The organism is Ruegeria sp. YKSF070 (genome assembly GCF_059612725.1).
In genome coordinates, this window is the sequence record NZ_JBXWRD010000002.1 from 73,422 (window position 1) to 89,710 (window position 16,289).

Annotated in this window: 13 protein-coding genes; 2 read left to right on the top strand and 11 right to left on the bottom strand. The window is 65.1% G+C overall.

Annotated elements, in window-relative coordinates; all coding sequences use genetic code 11:
- Positions 1 to 40: 40 nt before the first annotated feature.
- On the top strand, positions 41 to 1,063 hold the full coding sequence (gene ilvC, locus AC2FL1_RS01395) for a ketol-acid reductoisomerase (protein WP_496828019.1): 1,023 nt from the start codon (positions 41 to 43) through the stop codon (positions 1,061 to 1,063).
- A gap of 126 nt (positions 1,064 to 1,189) precedes the next feature.
- Positions 1,190 to 2,110: a DMT family transporter gene (locus tag AC2FL1_RS01400; protein ID WP_496828017.1), complete on the top strand. Its 921-nt coding sequence runs from the start codon at positions 1,190 to 1,192 to the stop codon at positions 2,108 to 2,110.
- On the opposite strand, the gene AC2FL1_RS01405 is transcribed toward AC2FL1_RS01400, so the two are convergent.
- The 11 genes from AC2FL1_RS01405 to AC2FL1_RS01455 all read right to left on the bottom strand — a co-directional run bounded on the left by AC2FL1_RS01405 (position 2,104) and on the right by AC2FL1_RS01455 (position 16,082).
- Positions 2,104 to 2,595: a hypothetical protein gene (locus tag AC2FL1_RS01405; protein ID WP_496828015.1), complete on the bottom strand. Its 492-nt coding sequence runs from the start codon at positions 2,593 to 2,595 to the stop codon at positions 2,104 to 2,106. The genes AC2FL1_RS01400 and AC2FL1_RS01405 overlap by 7 nt on opposite strands.
- Before the next feature lie 52 nt (positions 2,596 to 2,647).
- Positions 2,648 to 3,994 (bottom strand): phosphoglucosamine mutase, encoded by a 1,347-nt coding sequence (glmM, locus tag AC2FL1_RS01410; RefSeq protein ID WP_496828013.1) that lies wholly within the window; start codon positions 3,992 to 3,994, stop codon positions 2,648 to 2,650.
- Positions 3,995 to 4,032: 38 nt separating this feature from the next.
- Positions 4,033 to 5,031 (bottom strand): dihydropteroate synthase, encoded by a 999-nt coding sequence (gene folP / locus AC2FL1_RS01415; protein ID WP_496875756.1) that lies wholly within the window; start codon positions 5,029 to 5,031, stop codon positions 4,033 to 4,035.
- Complete coding sequence (locus tag AC2FL1_RS01420) at positions 5,028 to 5,948, bottom strand: dihydroneopterin aldolase (RefSeq protein WP_496828009.1); 921 nt, start codon at positions 5,946 to 5,948, stop codon at positions 5,028 to 5,030. The genes folP and AC2FL1_RS01420 overlap by 4 nt, the downstream gene beginning before the upstream one ends.
- Positions 5,949 to 6,047: 99 nt before the next feature.
- On the bottom strand, positions 6,048 to 7,424 hold the full coding sequence (locus tag AC2FL1_RS01425) for a multicopper oxidase family protein (RefSeq protein ID WP_496875757.1): 1,377 nt from the start codon (positions 7,422 to 7,424) through the stop codon (positions 6,048 to 6,050).
- A 77-nt stretch (positions 7,425 to 7,501) separates the two neighbouring features.
- A complete protein-coding gene (locus AC2FL1_RS01430; protein WP_496875758.1) occupies positions 7,502 to 8,146 on the bottom strand; it encodes a cell wall hydrolase in 645 nt (214 codons plus the stop codon).
- A 158-nt stretch (positions 8,147 to 8,304) separates the two neighbouring features.
- Positions 8,305 to 10,869: a pyruvate, phosphate dikinase gene (gene ppdK, locus AC2FL1_RS01435; protein WP_496828005.1), complete on the bottom strand. Its 2,565-nt coding sequence runs from the start codon at positions 10,867 to 10,869 to the stop codon at positions 8,305 to 8,307.
- 197 nt (positions 10,870 to 11,066) lie between these two features.
- Positions 11,067 to 13,274 (bottom strand): glycine--tRNA ligase subunit beta, encoded by a 2,208-nt coding sequence (glyS, locus tag AC2FL1_RS01440; RefSeq protein WP_496875759.1) that lies wholly within the window; start codon positions 13,272 to 13,274, stop codon positions 11,067 to 11,069.
- A gap of 9 nt (positions 13,275 to 13,283) precedes the next feature.
- Entirely contained in the window at positions 13,284 to 14,495 is a 1,212-nt protein-coding gene (gene gltS / locus AC2FL1_RS01445; protein WP_496875760.1) for a sodium/glutamate symporter, read from the bottom strand.
- 18 nt (positions 14,496 to 14,513) lie between these two features.
- On the bottom strand, positions 14,514 to 15,038 hold the full coding sequence (locus AC2FL1_RS01450; protein WP_496827999.1) for a DUF6446 family protein: 525 nt from the start codon (positions 15,036 to 15,038) through the stop codon (positions 14,514 to 14,516).
- Between the two features lie 108 nt (positions 15,039 to 15,146).
- Complete coding sequence (locus AC2FL1_RS01455; RefSeq protein WP_496827997.1) at positions 15,147 to 16,082, bottom strand: glycine--tRNA ligase subunit alpha; 936 nt, start codon at positions 16,080 to 16,082, stop codon at positions 15,147 to 15,149.
- Positions 16,083 to 16,289 lie beyond the last annotated feature (207 nt).

A 16,289-nucleotide genomic window follows, 5' to 3' on the forward strand; every position in this document is an offset into this window, starting at 1 on the left:
AGATAGAAACGCGGCAATCGAAACAGAAAGGACCGGCATCATGCGCGTCTATTACGATCGTGACTGCGACATCAACCTGATCAAGGACAAGAAAGTGGCCATCCTGGGCTACGGCTCCCAGGGCCACGCCCACGCGCTGAACCTGCGTGACAGCGGCGCCAAGAACCTGGTCGTCGCCCTGCGCGAAGGCTCGGCCTCGGCCAAGAAAGCCGAAGGCGAAGGCCTGACCGTCATGGGCATCGCCGAAGCGGCGGCCTGGTGCGACGTGATCATGTTCACCATGCCCGACGAACTGCAGGCCGAGACCTACAAGAAATACGTGCATGACAACATCCGTCCGGGCGCGGCAATTGCCTTTGCCCACGGCCTGAACGTGCATTTCGGCCTGATCGAGCCCAAGGAAGGCGTCGACGTCATCATGATGGCGCCCAAGGGCCCCGGCCACACCGTGCGCGGCGAATACACCAAGGGCGGCGGCGTGCCCTGCCTGGTGGCCGTTCACACCGACGCCACCGGCAAGGCGCTGGAAACCGGCCTGTCCTATTGCTCGGCCATCGGCGGCGGCCGCTCGGGCATCATCGAGACCAACTTCCGCGAGGAATGCGAAACCGACCTGTTCGGCGAGCAGGCGGTTCTGTGCGGTGGCCTGGTCGAACTGATCCGCTGCGGGTTCGAGACTCTTGTCGAGGCGGGCTATGCCCCCGAGATGGCCTATTTCGAATGTCTGCACGAGGTGAAGCTGATCGTCGACCTGATCTATGAAGGCGGCATCGCCAACATGGATTACTCGATTTCGAACACCGCCGAATACGGCCAGTATGTCACCGGCCCGCGCATCCTGCCCTATGAGCAGACCAAGGCGTCGATGAAGGCGGTTCTGACCGACATCCAGCAGGGCAAGTTCGTGCGCGACTTCATGCTGGAAAACGCGGTTGGCCAGCCGACCATCAAGGCCTCGCGCCGCGCCAATGACGAGCACCAGATCGAGCAGGTCGGCCAGAAGCTGCGCGACATGATGCCCTGGATCTCGGCCGGCAAGATGGTCGACAAGTCGAAGAACTGATCCGGGTTCAGACCCATCGAGACGGGCGCCCCTGCGGCGCCCGTTTTCGTTCCCGGACGAAGCGTTCCGGATTGACCCCGGTATCGGAGCGGGGTCAAGTGAGCGCACCCCAGCGAAAGGCCATTCGTGACCCAATCCCCTGACATAACGGCGAAAAGCTGGGCCATGGTGGCGACGCTGGGCTTTGTCTGGGGCGGGACATTCCTGGTCAATGAACTCGCGCTTGAGGGGATCACGCCGTTCTGGCTGGCAGCCGGGCGGGTCTGTTTCGGGGCGCTGCTCAGCACGCTGGTCTGGCGCGCGATGGGCGGGCGGTTGTTCTCGGCACCACTCAGCCGGTCAGAGCGCAATTCGCTCGTGATCATCGCGCTGCTCAGTTCGGCGGTGCCCTTCTCGCTGATCGCCTGGGGTCAGCAATATGTGACGGCCGGGTTTACCGGTGTTTCGATGGCCTCAGTCGCGCTGATGGTGCTGCCGCTGGCGCATTTCTTTGTGCACGGCGAGCGGATGACCTGGCGCCGCGCGCTGGGGTTTGCCATCGGCTTCGCCGGGGTTGCGCTGCTGATGGGGGCGCAGGCGTTCGAGAGCAGCGGCGCGGCGCTGGAACTGCCCGGGCGGCTGGCCTGTCTGGCGGCCACCGCCTGTTACGCGGTGGCCTCGATCCTGCTGCGGCGGCTGCCCGCGGTCGATCCTGTCGGCCTGTCGACCGTGCTGTTGCTGATCGGGGTGGTCGCTGTGCTGCCGATGGCCTGGATCGCCGAAGGCCCGCCGCCCTCCACCGATCTGCGCACGCTGGGCCTGATCGTGTTTCTGGGCATGGTGCCCACGGCGGCGGCCAATCTGCTGCGCGTCACCCTGATCCGCAGCGCCGGGCCGGTATTCATGAGCCTGACCAACTATCAGGTGCCGGTCTGGTCGGTTCTGCTGGGCGCGGCCCTGCTGGGAGAGCCGCTGCCGCCGGTCTTGCTGTGGTCGCTGCTGCTGATCCTGACAGGGGTCGGGCTCAGCCAGTATGGCGCGCTCAGGCGCCTGTTCTCGCGTCAGTAACGGCCGATCTTCAGTTTCACCCGGTCCAGCACCTTGCCGTCGGCGCCCACCGCCTGCACCACCGCCTCGTAAGTGTTGCCACGTCCGCCCGAACAGGGCGGCAGATAGCCCTTGGAGGCGTATTCGCCGGTGCTGCGCGCCGGGGCCACAACCCGAACCCCGCCCGGCAGTTTCGCGGTCATGCCCGGCACCGCCGGCAGCTTGGCGCTGGCGCCCTTGACCGGATAGCCGATGGTGCCATGACCCCCCTTGCTGGAGAGCGGCTTGTAGCTTTTGTCGTTGTATTGAACGACCAGCATCACCGTGCCCGCGGGAATCCCCGCCACCTGCATCGGCGGCGTAGCGCCCTTGCCGCCCTGCAACTGGCAATGCTGGCCCTGGGGGATCTTCTTGCCGTCCCATGGCGGCAGCAGATCAACCGTCATTCCGGCATGGGCCATTCCGGCAGAAAGCAGAAAGGTACAGGTCAAAAAGGAACGAAGCATCCGGAAATCTCCCTCACTAATGTAGAGAGGATGCGCGAGGCCTTTTCCGGTTTCAAGCTTGAACCGCGTCGGCCACCGCCTCGACCACGCTGTCGACGGTCCGCTCCAGCAGCGCCTCGTCCTCGCATTCCGCCATCACCCGGATCAGCGGTTCGGTTCCTGACTTACGGATCAGCAGACGGCCCGTGCCATTCAGCACCCCCTCGGCCTCGGCAATGGCCGACTGGACCGAGGCTGTATCAAGCGGGGTCTGCCCCTTGGCAAACCGCACATTCTTGAGCAGTTGCGGCACCGGCACGAATTGCCGCACCAGTTCCGAAGAGGGCTGGCCCGAGCGCATCATCTCGCCCAGGAAATGCAATCCCGCCATCAACCCGTCGCCGGTGGTCGAAAAATCGCTCATCACGATATGCCCAGATTGCTCGCCGCCCAGGTTGAAGCCGCCTTCGCGCATACGCTCGACCACATAGCGGTCGCCAACTGCGGTGCGCTCCAGTCCGATGCCACGATCGCTCAGAAAGCGTTCCAGCCCCAGGTTCGACATCACGGTCGCCACCAGGGCGCCGCCCTGCAACTGGCCCTCGGCGGCCCAGCGCGCCGCCAGCAAGGCCATGATCTGGTCCCCGTCGGCGACGGTACCATGCTCGTCGAGCACGATGACCCGGTCCGCGTCGCCATCAAGGCAGATGCCCACATCCGCACCATGGGCCACCACCGCCTCGGCGGCGGTACGCGGGCAGGTCGAGCCGCAGCCGCGATTGATGTTGAGCCCGTCAGGCGAAGTGCCGATCGGCACCACATCGGCGCCGAGTTCCCACAGGATCTCGGGCGCGGTACGGTGGGCTGCACCATTAGCGCAGTCCACGACCACCTTGAGCCCGTCAAGCCGCAGCCCGCGCGTGAGCGAGGATTTGACCCGTTCACCATAGCGGAACCGTGCATCGTCCACCCGGCGCGCACGACCGATATTGTGCGCCTGTGCCAGCCGCACACCCGTTGCGACCATCTCCTCGATCTCCAACTCGGCCTGATCCGAAAGCTTGAACCCGTCGGGACCAAAGAACTTGATGCCATTGTCCTCGGCCGAATTGTGACTGGCCGAGATCATCACGCCCAGATCGGCCCGCATCGAACGAGTCATCAGGCCCACGGCAGGGGTGGGGACCGGCCCCAGCAGCAGCACGTTCATACCGGTCGAGGTGAGGCCGGCGGTCAGTGCGTTTTCGAACATGTAGCCCGACAGGCGGGTGTCCTTGCCGATGACAACACGGTGCACCCCCCCTGCCTCGCGACGGAAATAACGCCCGACAGCCGCCCCGATTCTGAGCGCCATTTCGGCGGTCATCGGATGAGTGTTGGCAGTGCCCCGCACCCCGTCGGTTCCGAACAGCTTACGCATGCCGCCTCACTTTCTTTTTACCACGAGCGGAGCAAGCTTTACCGGACCGCTGCCCACAGGCGCAAGGCCTGCGCGGTCTCAGCTACGTCGTGTACCCGCAAAATCTGGGCACCCTGCGCGAATCCGGCCAGACCAACGGCAATCGAGCCCGGCCCCCGCGCCTCGGCGCGCGGCTCCTTGCCGATCGTTCCGATGAAACGCTTGCGCGAAACGCCCAGCAGGATCGGGCAGCCGATGCCGTGGAACAGCGACAGGTTACGTAGCAGGGTCAGGTTGTGCTCTTGCGTCTTGCCGAACCCGATGCCCGGGTCGATCATGATCTGCCCCCGGTCCAGCCCGGCCGCGACCAGCCGCGCCACCTGCGCGGCCAGAAAGTCATACACATCCAGCAGCACATCATCGTATTGCGGATCCTGCTGCATGGTTGCCGGGTCACCCTGGGCATGCATGATGCAAACCGGGGTTCTGGTCTCGGCGCAGAGCGGGGCCAGTTCGTCATCGAAGGTAAAGCCCGAGACGTCGTTCACGACGCTCGCACCGGCAGCCAGCGCAGCCTCGGCCACCGCCGCCTTGCGGGTATCGATGGAAATCGCTGTCCCGGTTTCGGCGCGGATCGCCTCGATCACCGGCGCGGTGCGCTGTATCTCGTCCTCGGCGGGCACCTCGACCGCGCCGGGTCGGGTGGATTCTCCGCCAACATCCAGCAGGCTCACGCCTTGCGCCACCATCGCCAGCGCCGCGCGCCGGGCCGCCTCGACCCCGTAATGGCGCCCTCCGTCCGAGAAACTGTCAGGCGTGACATTCAGGATACCCATCAGGTGTGGGCGTCCCATGTCCAGTCCCGCCAACGCCGCGCGGGGGCCCGTCAGACGCTCCAGATACGGGGCCGGGATTTCGGTCGCGGGGACTATCCTTCCCGACTGCCCCCGGTGCAGATGCTCGGCATGGGTGAACCACAGGGCGCTGCCGGCCAGCGGCATCGCGCCCTGCGGGCGGGCTGCGCCCTGTTGTACCAGGGGGCGGTAATAGTCGGTCACAGGTCAGGCTGCTCCACCGGTACCGCACGCAACGGCACATCGGCCCCCTCGGGCAGCGACGCGCCGATCACCAGCATCTCGCCCGCCTCGAAAGTAGCGGCAAACCACGCGGCCAGCGCCACGGCGTTCGACGGTTTGGCCGAGGGGCCGTCAACCGCGTCGAGCACGATCTTGGAGGGTGCCCAGACGCAGATCTGGCCGTTCTTCATCGCCCAGTCCAGTTCGGTCCGGGTCGAGACCACCTTGCAGCGCAGATCGCGCGCCGCCAGCTGCCAGGCGTTCTGCTCGATCGCCAACAGGTCGATCCGGCGCTGGGTCATCGCATGACCGGTCTGTGGAACCGCAAGGTCCGACGCCCCGACACAGATGATCAGAGGACGGTCGCGTTGTTCCAGCTGGTCGATCCAGCCTTTGAGGTTATCCGACGCAATCGCCGCGTTGGACAGGTAGACAAGGCGCGGATGCGGCCGCAGATCCTCGGTCTGGTCCGCATGGAGCTTGTCGCGACCGCGCACGATCTCGACCCCCAACGCACCGGGGCCGCGATCCAGCTTCTCGATGCGGACAAAGGCGCGCACTGCCTGCGGCTCGTGCAGGATGAGCTCGGCCACGCGTTCGGCCAGCGTTTCAAGCAGGTTCAGCCGCTCTTCAGCCAGCGCGCGGGCAATTGCCTCGGTCACCCGGTCATAGGACAGGATACGGTCGACGTCGTCGTCGATGGGGCCGGTGAGCGGCATCACCTCGACCACGACGTTGAAACAGATCCGCTGCGTGGTGCCGCGTTCGGCCTGGAATGCGCCGATCTCGACCTCGACCACATGGTCACGCAGCGAGATACGGTCCAGCGGACCGCGCGATGCCGTCGCTTCGGAACGCTCCGAGGGATGGGCAAAGGCGAGGCGGATTTCGGAACTCATCTGGCGGGCCTTTCCGGGGTCGTGTCAGTCTGCCCTCAATAGGCGCAGATCCAGCCTATAGCAGGACGACATGCGCCGCACCAGTTATCGAATGCGTCATCAGGTGACGCGAAACCAGCTTGTCATGCCCGCAGCCGCATGGCCCAGCATGTGGCAATGCAACAGCCAGTCGCCCGGATTGTCGGCGACCAGCGCGATCTGCCGGGTCTCGCCCGGCGCCACCAGCACCGTATCGCGCCAGGGGCCAAGCTCTCCGTTCGGGGCAATCACCCGGAAATGGTGTCCGTGCAGGTGCATGCCATGGTCAAAGGCGGTTTCGTTGACGAATGCGATCCGGTGCAGGCTGCCGCGCGCCGCGTTCAGGAACGGGGTTTCGGGCCGGTCGGCCTGACCGTTCAGCGCCCAGAACCGGCCCAGCTGCGCCAGTTCGCGCCCGCTCAACTCGGTCTCGCCCAGCCGCGCGCTGTCGAGCCAGCGCATCGCGCCGCCCTCCAGCCGCATCTGGTGCAGCGGGCTGTCGGCCAACCCCTCGATCACCGGCAGCGGATTGGGCGGCAACGGCACAGGCGCCTCGCGGGTGGCACGCGCGCCCTGCCCCGCGACGTCGAACCGGCACAGGCCAAAACCACCGTCGCGCTCGATACTGAGAAGGCTGGCGGCGGTGCCGCTTTCGGCGGTGATGTCCACGATCAGGTCGGCCCGCTGCGCCGGCGCCAGCGGAAAGGCACCACTGACCGGCAGCGGTTCCTCCAGCGGCATCCCGTCCAGCGCCACGATCCAGCCCTGCATGCCGTCGAGTCCCAGCTCGAATACCCGTGCATTGGCCGCGTTGATCAGGCGCAGCCGCAGCCGCGCGCCCTGCCTTGCCGGATAGGCCGGGTCGAAACCGCCGTTCACCGTCAGCAGGTTGCCCAGTCGACCGGCATGGCTGAGGTCATGGCCATTGTCGAAATCGCCCGCCAGCGCGCCGGTTTCGGGGTCAAGCCGCCAGTCGTCCAGAACCAGCACCCATTCGCCGTCGATATCGGGCGCGTTGGGTTCATCGACGATCAGGGGGCCATGCAGACCGCGCGCCACCTGCTCCATCGACCGGTTGTGCGAATGGTACCAATAGGTGCCCGCGTCAGGCAGGGTGAAGTCATAATCGAAACTGCCACCCTGTGGCACCGCCTGTTGCGTCAGGCCGGGCACGCCGTCCATCGCATTGTCGATGCGGATGCCATGCCAATGCACGGCGGTCGGTTGCGGCAACTCATTCATCAGGCGGCGGCTGAGACGCGCACCCTGTGCGACCCGGATTTCAGGCCCGGGGGCGCCGCCCTCATAGCCCCAGATCGCGGTATCGGGATAGCCCTCTGGCGCGATCTGCTGGCGAGCCTCTCGCGCTGTCAGCGTGACCGGCCCGGCAACGGCGATACGCGGCAGCAGCGCGCTGGCTGCCACGGTTTTCAGAACATGTCGGCGAGTCAACAGCATTGCGGGCCTCCTTCATCGCCCGCAATATAGCCTTGCGCCAAGCCCCTTCCAGCAGGGTTCCAGCGCGGGTGCGTCAATCAGTTGCTCGCTGTGCGCTGACCATGCCGATAAAACAGGTGCACCCCGATCTTGGCCGTCTGGGTGAACCGGCGGGCCCAGCTGGGGCGCACGGCGGTGGTGTGGTAATAGGTGGCCCCATCCGTCAGGCTTTCGGCGGCCCCGTCCATGGCCAGGCGCGCAACCTTGGCGACCCGCTCATAGGCCTGTTTCTCGGCGATGACTTCCTTGCGCCCGTCGCAGGTATAGGTGAACTGGCACTGATACTTGCGTCCGGTTCCCTGCCGGATCACACCGCAGGGCGTGTTTGGAAAGCGCTCGCTCTCGACCCTGTTCAGGATCACTTCGGCCACCGCGAACTGGCCCTTAACTGTCTCGCCACGCGCCTCGAAATACAGGGCCTCGGCCAAACACTGCCATTGCTCGCCACCTTTGGCGCGCGGTTGCTGGTCGATCCACGAGCGCGAGAAGGTCACTTCGGTCAACGAGGCGTCTTCCTCGGCTTTGGGCGTCAGCGACTTGAGATAGTCGCGAAAGCTTTTTCCCTTGCGGGGTGCTTCGGCCTGCTCCACGGTTCCGAGGGCCTCTGGCCCGCGATCCGCAATTGCGAAATCCGGCAGCGCAATGGCAGCCGACAGCAAAACTGTCAGAACAAATCTATTCATCTTCTACCCCACATCAGGCGTCGCGCGCCGGTTCCTCCCCACTCGGCGCAGAAAGCCCATACTCCAGTCGGGCGCAAAGATCCAGTTTTTGCAAATTTGCAAGGGATTTCTGGGGTCGCTTCGCAAAAACGCAAGCCACGAGAGCGCCCCCAAAACCGCTATATTTTGACGTTCAAGTCGTTTGAAACACCAAGTTTATCCGAAATCGCCAGTTGCGCGGCGGCCAGTCGCGCCACCGGCACCCGAAAGGGGGAACAGGACACATAGTCGAACCCGGCGGCCCGGCAAAAGGCGATTGATTCGGGGTTTCCGCCATGTTCGCCGCAGACCGAAACGGTGACTCCGGGCTGCGCCCTGCGACCACGCTCGACACCCAGTTTCAGCAATTCCCCCACCCCGTCGCGATCGAGCACGTGGAACGGATCCTCCGAGAACACGCCCTGGCGGACATAGGCAGACATGAACCGTCCGGCATCGTCGCGCGACAGGCCATAGGTCATCTGGGTCAGGTCATTGGTGCCGAAGCTGAGGAACGAGGCACAGGCGGCGATCTCGTCGGCGCGCAAACACGCGCGCGGGGTTTCCACCATGACGCCCAGGCGATAGTCAAACTCCTGCCCGCGCTCCGAGGCGACAGCGGCGGCAACCGCGTCGATGCGGGCCTTGACCAGCTCCACCTCGCGCTTGGCAGAGACAAGCGGGATCATCACTTCGGGCACCACAGGTTCGCCCTTGCGGCTGGCCTCCAGCGTTGCCTCAAAGATGGCGCGGGCCTGCATGTCATAGATTTCAGGCACGGTGACGCCCAGCCGCACACCTCGCAGGCCCAACATGGGGTTGTATTCGCTCATAGCCTCGACCCGGCGGGTCACGTCGCTGACCGGCAGGTCCAGCGCCTCGGCCAGTTCACGCTGGCCGCTGCGGGTGGTGGGCAGGAATTCATGCAATGGCGGGTCAAATAGGCGGATGCAGACCGGCTTGCCCTCCATGATGCGGAAGAGTTGCACGAAATCCTCGCGCTGCATCGGCAGCAGCCGTTCCAGAACCGCCTTGCGCCCCGACGGGGTGGCGGCAAAGATCATCTCGCGCATCACTGTCAGGCGGCCGGGTTCAAAAAACATGTGCTCGGTCCGGCAGAGCCCGATCCCCTGCGCGTCGAAATTGCGCGCCGCCTGGGCATCGGCGGGTGTGTCGGCATTGGCGCGGATGCCGATATCGCGTTCGGCATCAGCCCAGGCCATCAGCGTCTGGAAGCTGTCATCCAGCGCCGCGTCGATCATCTCGGGTTCACCCGCCAGCACCTGTCCAGAACTTCCGTCGATGGTAAGAATATCACCGGTGCGGAACACCCGCCCATCGGGCGCCTTGATCATGCGGGCCTTGGTCTGGAACTCCATCTCGGACGCGCCCACGATACAGGGCAGGCCAAGGCCGCGCCCGATCACCGCCGCATGGCTCGTCATGCCACCCCGTTCGGTCAGCACCGCAACGGCGGCATGCATGCCGCGTACATCCTCGGGCGAGGTCTCGCGGCGCACCAGCACGCAAGGCTCGCCCCGCGCCGCGCTGGCCTGCGCCTCGGCGGCGGTGAACACGATCTTGCCGGTGGCCGCCCCCGGACTGGCGGCGATACCGGTGGTCAGCACGTCGCGCCGGGCCTGCGGGTGCACCTGCCGGTGCAACAATTCGTTCACTGAATGCGGGTCGATCCGCATGACCGCCTCTTGCTGCGGGATGATGCCATCCTCGGCCAGCCGCACCGCGATGCGCAGCGCCGCACGGGCGCTACGTGGCACCCGGACGCCGTCGAGGATGTGCACGCGTCCCGCCTCGATCACGAATTCGACCTGCATCTCCTCGCGCAACTTCTCGCGCATCAGCGCCGCGTGTTGCTTGAGCGCGGCAAAGGCCTCGGGCGCCACATCCTCAAGCGAGACGCCGCGCGGATCCTTCTCGAGATAAAGCGCCTCGGCCCCCGCCCCCAGCGCGTCGCGGCCCTGGCTCTGGCTCAGGTAGCGGCCGGTGATCTGCGGCAAGCCGGTGGCCGGTTCCACCAGTTGCAGCACGCCCGAGCCGCATTCACCCTGGCCAAGGCCGGGGATCATTTCCTGCACCACAAGGCCCAGCCCAGCATCGGCGGGCGCACCCTTGGCCTGACGCAACAGCCGGGCCGAGGTGCCCTCCCACGCGCGCGCCATCGAGCGCAACACAGCCGCCAGCTGTTCGCCCGGATCCTGCGGAAAGTTCTCGTCGGTCTCGTCTTCATAGGCGCGCAGCGACTGGCGCAGCCCCTCGCGCCCGTCGGCCTCGATCTCGTCGAACACGTCCGGGTCCAGACGGGCCACGTGAATTGCGAAGGTCTGCACGAAGCGCAGGTAGAGCGCCGCCGCCGCCTCGGCCCCCATCCTGTCGCTCAGTTCGACGAAACGGGCATCGTTCATGCCAATGTTCAGCACCGCGCCGGGCCCGCCCCAATCAGGGTCCTCGGAACTGGGCCGCACACAGAGCAAAGCGGTGGGTTCGAACTGGCCGACAATGGCCGCGATATCGGGCAACTGGCCTTGCGCGATGTCATGCACCGCCGAAAAGGAAAGCGCCACCGTCCGCGGCACCGGCAGGTCGAGGCGAACCAGACGTTGCAGGCATTTGGCGCGACCGCCATGGGTGCCTGTTGCCACCGGTGCGGTGGCGGTGATCAGCGTGGTGTTCGGATTATTCTGCACTGCGGCACCCCTCGTTTGCGTGCAGAATAAGGGCGTTTGAAGGCGGCGCAAGCGCCATGTGCGCACAGGCAGCGCCCATGGTTCCCGGGGCTATGAGTATTTGTGACCAGAAAGAAGCAGCAGGGCCGGACCCCGGCAGACCGAGCGCCCGACGAAGCCCTATGCGCGCTAAAGAGGGATGGCGCGCGTCGGGTGCCTCAACCGTCGATCCGCGTCAGATCGGCGACGCTGGAACAGACCTTGCGGATATGGCTGAGCAGGTTCAGACGGTTGCGGCGCACCACCTGATTGTCGGAATTGACCTGCACCTCTTCGAAGAAGGCATCGACCGGCGCACGCAGGGCGGCCATGGCCGTCATGGCGGCGGCGAAATCCTCGATCTTGAGCGCGGCGTCGATGGTTGCCTGAGCCTGCTCCAGCGCGGCAAACAGCGCCTTTTCGCTGTCGGCCTCTGCGAATTTGATATCGGCGCCAAAGGAGTATTCGACCCCGTCCTTTTCCTCGGCCTGGGTCAGGATGTTGTTGGCGCGCTTGAAGCCCTGCACCAGGTTCTCGCCATCCTCGGTGGCGATCACCGCGTTGAGCGCGCGGGCACGCTTGACCAGCAGATTGAGGTCATCGTTGCCCGCCATCGCGATACAGGCGTCGATCACGTCGTGGCGGATGCCCTCGTCGCGCAGGAAGACCTTGAGGCGGTCGTGGATGAAGGCGAGCAGGTCGGCGGAAAGATCGGGCACATCGCCGGCCAGCGCCTCGAGCGCGTCCGCATCACCCAGCTTCTCCTTGATCGTTTCAAAGGCAGCGCCGAAGACGCCGTGATCGGCGATTTCTTCGATCAGGTCGCGCAGGGCGGCCTCGCCGTTGCTGGCGTGGTACTTGTGGCGCAGCAATTGCGCGTCGATGGACCGATCAAGCGGCAGGCGCAGGTCGTTGGCCAGCACCAGCCGGATCACCCCCAGCGCCGCGCGGCGTAGGGCGAAGGGGTCTTTCGAGCCGGTGGGCTTTTCGTCGATGGCCCAAAAGCCGGTCAGCGTATCAAGCTTGTCGGCCAGCGCCACGGTGACAGAAAGCGGCGCGGTCGGCACGTCATCGGAGGGACCAAGCGGCGAGTAATGGTCCTGCGCCACGGCGGCGATGGCAGCGTCCTGACCTGAAGCGGCAACGTAATAGCGCCCCATAAGCCCCTGAAGTTCCGGGAATTCGAAGACCATCTCGGAACTCAGATCAGCCTTGGCCAGAGTTGCCGCCTGTGCTGCCTGCCCCGCATCCGCGCCAACAACCGGGGCCAGTTCGCGCGCCAGAGCGGCGATGCGGCGGATACGGTCGCCCTGGCTTCCCAGCTTGTTGTGGAAGGTCACGTTTTCCAGCGCGTCCGTCCAGTCGGTCATGCCCGCATGCGCCACGCGCAAATCATTGTCCCAGAAGAACTTGGCATCGGCCAGTCGCGCAGATAGCACCTTTTGGTTACCCGTCAGGATAGTGGCGCCATTGTCAGCGGTCTCGCGGTTGGCGACGGTGACAAACCGTTCGATCCGGCCGGTCTTGGGATTGCGGACCGAGAAGAACTTCTGATGTTCGCGCATGGAGGTTTGCAGTACCTCCGCCGGCAGGTCGAGGAACTCGGCGCCGATCTCCCCCATCAACACGACGGGCCATTCGACCAGGCCCGCGACCTCGGCCAAAAGCCCCTTGTCCTGGACCAGTTCCAGTCCTGCGGCAAATGCAAGGTTCTGGGCGTCGTTCCATATGTGGTCCGCCCGCTCTGTGGGGTCCAGTACCACAAAAGCGCGCTTCAGCTTGGCCTGATAGTTCTCGAAAGAGGTGACGGAAAACCGCGCCGGTGCCATGAAACGGTGGCCTGCGGTGCTGTCACCCGCCTTGATCCCGTCGATGTCGAGCGGCACCACCTCGGCCCCGGCCTCGGTGGTCAGGATGCACAGGATCGATTGCAACGGCCGCACCCAGCGCAAGGAGCCCGCACCCCAGCGCATCGACTTGGGCCAGGGGAAATTGCGAATGGTGTCTTCCAGCACCTCGGCCACGATCGCCGACGCCGAGCGGCCCGGCTTCTCGATGGTGGCAAACCAGATCGCACCTTTGGGCGTTTCCCGCTCTTCCAGCTGCTCACGAGTGATCCCGGCCCCGCGCAGAAATCCCTCGACCGCCTGTTCCGGGGCCCCGACCTTGGGGCCCTTGCGCTCTTCGCGCTGGGTGGGGCTTGCATCCAGCAGCCCCTCGACCGCCAGCACCAGACGGCGCGGGGTACTGAGCGCGGCGGCATGGGCATAGGTCAACCCCGCCTCGACCAGACCGTCGGTGATCCGCTTTTTCAGATCCTCACCGGCACGCGCCTGCATGCGGGCGGGGATTTCCTCGGAAAACAGTTCGATCAGCAGGTCGGGCATGGTCGGTCCTTAGAAATTGACGATCATCTGGATGACGACCGCATTGGCGATATCCACAAAGAAGGCGGATACAAGGGGGAGCACGATAAAGGCAAGAGGCGACGGGCCATAGCGCTTGGTCACGGCCGTCATATTTGCAATCGCGGTGGGGGTTGCGCCCAGCGCAAAGCCACCGAACCCCGCCGCCAGCACCGCCGCACGGTACCCCCCGCCCATGACCCGGAACAACACCAGCAGGATGAAGCCCAGGGCAAACAGCGTTTGCGCGGCGATGATCACCGCCAGCGCCAGGCCGGTCTCGGCAATGGTCCAGAGTTGCAGGCTCATCAGCGACATCGCCAGGAACGCGCCCAGCGCGAATTCCGAGATCAGCGCCAGCGTCGGCGTGCGCGAGACGCGCGGCAGATGCGGAAACAGGGCGGTGCGCAGGTTGCCGACTGCGATGGCAGACAACAGACAGGGCACGAAGAGCGGCAGTTTCAGGCCCAACTCCCCGATGCTTTCCTGCAGGCCATAGCCCAGCAGGATCGCCACGTTCAGCGTCAAGAGCACACGCATCAGCGACTTGTGGTCGATCTGCGGCGGCTCCTCGTCCATCTCGTTGGGCAGGCCAACCGTCAGCTCCTCGCCCGGGCGGTTCGGGGTCAGCTTGCGGCTCTTGACCAGATAGGTGGCGATCGGGCCGCCGATCAGCGCCGCGATCACCAGACCCAGCGTCGCCACCGCGACCCCCAGCTCGGTCGCCGCAGACAGGCCCGTCGCCCGTGCGACCTCGGGCGCCCAGGCAATGGCGGTGCCGTGCCCCCCGATCAGCGACGCCGAGCCGAACAAGACCCCCGCCTGTGCCGGGAACCCGAAGATCACCGCGCCCAGCACCCCGATCACGTTTTGCGCCAGAATGGTCAGCAGGGTCAGCACCAGGAGGATCGCCAGCGGTTTGCCGCCCGCGATCAGATCGCCAAGCCGCGCGTTCAGCCCGATGCCGGTAAAGAACAGAACCAGCAGGAAATCGCGCCCGGTCAGGTCAAAGACCAGTTCGATACCGAAGCGGGAATAAAGGCCCAGCACCACCAACGAGGCGAGCAAGCCGCCAGTCACCGGTTCGGGGATACTGAACCGTTCCAAAAACGGCAGCCGGTCGTTGATCCGCACACCGATCAGATAAACCGCAAGCCCCAGAGTCACGGTCATGAAGGCGGATATGTGCAGCGTCTCTGTCACCTGTCCCGAGCCGCCTCCTCAGTTCTTGGGCCGGGCTGGACATTCCTCGCCGACCACGGTGCCATCATAAGCTTTCTGCCCGCAATTGTTCAGCGCATGCCAGACATAGCCACGTCCGTCCTCGGTCACCGTCACGATCCGGTCGACTCCATAATGGATGTTCTTGGTCCCAAGAAACGCCCGCGCACGGCCGCTTTCCAGCGCCGCAGCAATCGCGGATGCGTCGTAGCAATCGAACCAGGCGGGCGCGGTCAGCGGTTCGGGCGTGGGAACGGGGTCATACGCCGCGCCCAACGCATCGAGGCTCAGTTCGGTGCGGAAACACGCACGATAGCGGATGGGCGAACTGTCGGCGTCGATGGCCTGGAACCCGTCATAGGCAATGGGCTGCGGTGTGCCGCCACCCAGCGGCACCAGCGCCACATCCTGCCCCGGCCTGCCCGTGACCTCGTAGTAGAAGCCATAGACCTGAAGGTAATACATCGACGCGCCGGCGGCCGCAGCACAGAGCAGCAGCACAATGACCAAGACCTTGCCTGTCATGGGTTTCTCCGATTGGGTGCCCGGACCCGATATCTGGTCCGTTCGAGATTGACCTTGCGGGCGGCGTGATGCGCCCCGATCCGGCCCGCCGGTTCTGCCCTGCCTGCCTCAGGCCGCAGCATACCCCCCGGCGGTCGTCTGCACAAACGCATCCGCGCATTGCTTGGCCAGCGCCCGCACCCGGCCGATATAGGCCTGCCGTTCGGTCACCGAGATCACGCCGCGCGCATCCAGCAGGTTGAAGATATGGCTGGCCTTGATGCACTGGTCATAAGCCGGATGCGCCATCACGATGCGCTTGCCGGTCTTGGGGTCGTCATGGGTTTGCGCCAGAATCGCGGCGCATTCGGCCTCGGCCTCTTCGAAATGCCTCAGCAGCACCTCGGTATTGGCCACGTCGAAGTTCCAGCGGGCATATTCCTCTTCGGTCTGCTTGAACACGTCGCCATAGGTCAGCGGAATCGGAGAGTGCGGGTCGTTGAAGGGCATGTCCATCACATGGTCGATCCCCAGCACATACATGGCAAGTCGCTCCAGACCGTAGGTCAGTTCGCCCGAGACCGGCGCGCAATCATACCCGCCCACCTGCTGAAAATAGGTGAACTGGCTCACCTCCATGCCGTCGCACCAAACCTCCCAGCCCAATCCCCAGGCGCCCAGCGTTGGGCTTTCCCAGTCATCCTCGACAAAACGGATATCATGAAGGTCCATATCGATTCCGATGGCCTGAAGGCTTCCCAGATAAAGGTCCTGGAGATCCGGCGGGCTGGGTTTGATCAACACCTGATACTGGTAGTAATGCTGCAACCGGTTGGGGTTCTCGCCATAGCGCCCATCGGTCGGGCGGCGCGAGGGCTGCACATAGGCCGCGGCCCAGGGCGCACTGCCCAACGCGCGCAGCGTGGTGGCAGGGTGGAAGGTACCCGCGCCGACCTCCATGTCATAGGGTTGCAGAATGGCACAGCCCTTGGACGCCCAATAGGTTTGCAGCCGCAGGATAATCTCCTGGAACGAGCGCGGAGCGGTAGGGGTCGGATGGGTCATGGCGGCCTCGGGCGCTGGATGGCGATAGGATCGCGCCTTTCCTATGCAACCGCCCCTCCAGCGTCAACGGCGCTTCTGCCCTGCGCCGGCCCGCCGCTGCGCTGATATCGCCACACCGGCCCATACCGCATGCCTGCCCCATGGCATTTGCCGGCAATTCCTGCATAACCTGCGAGGACGATACGTATTTGAAGGTACGAGACCCAA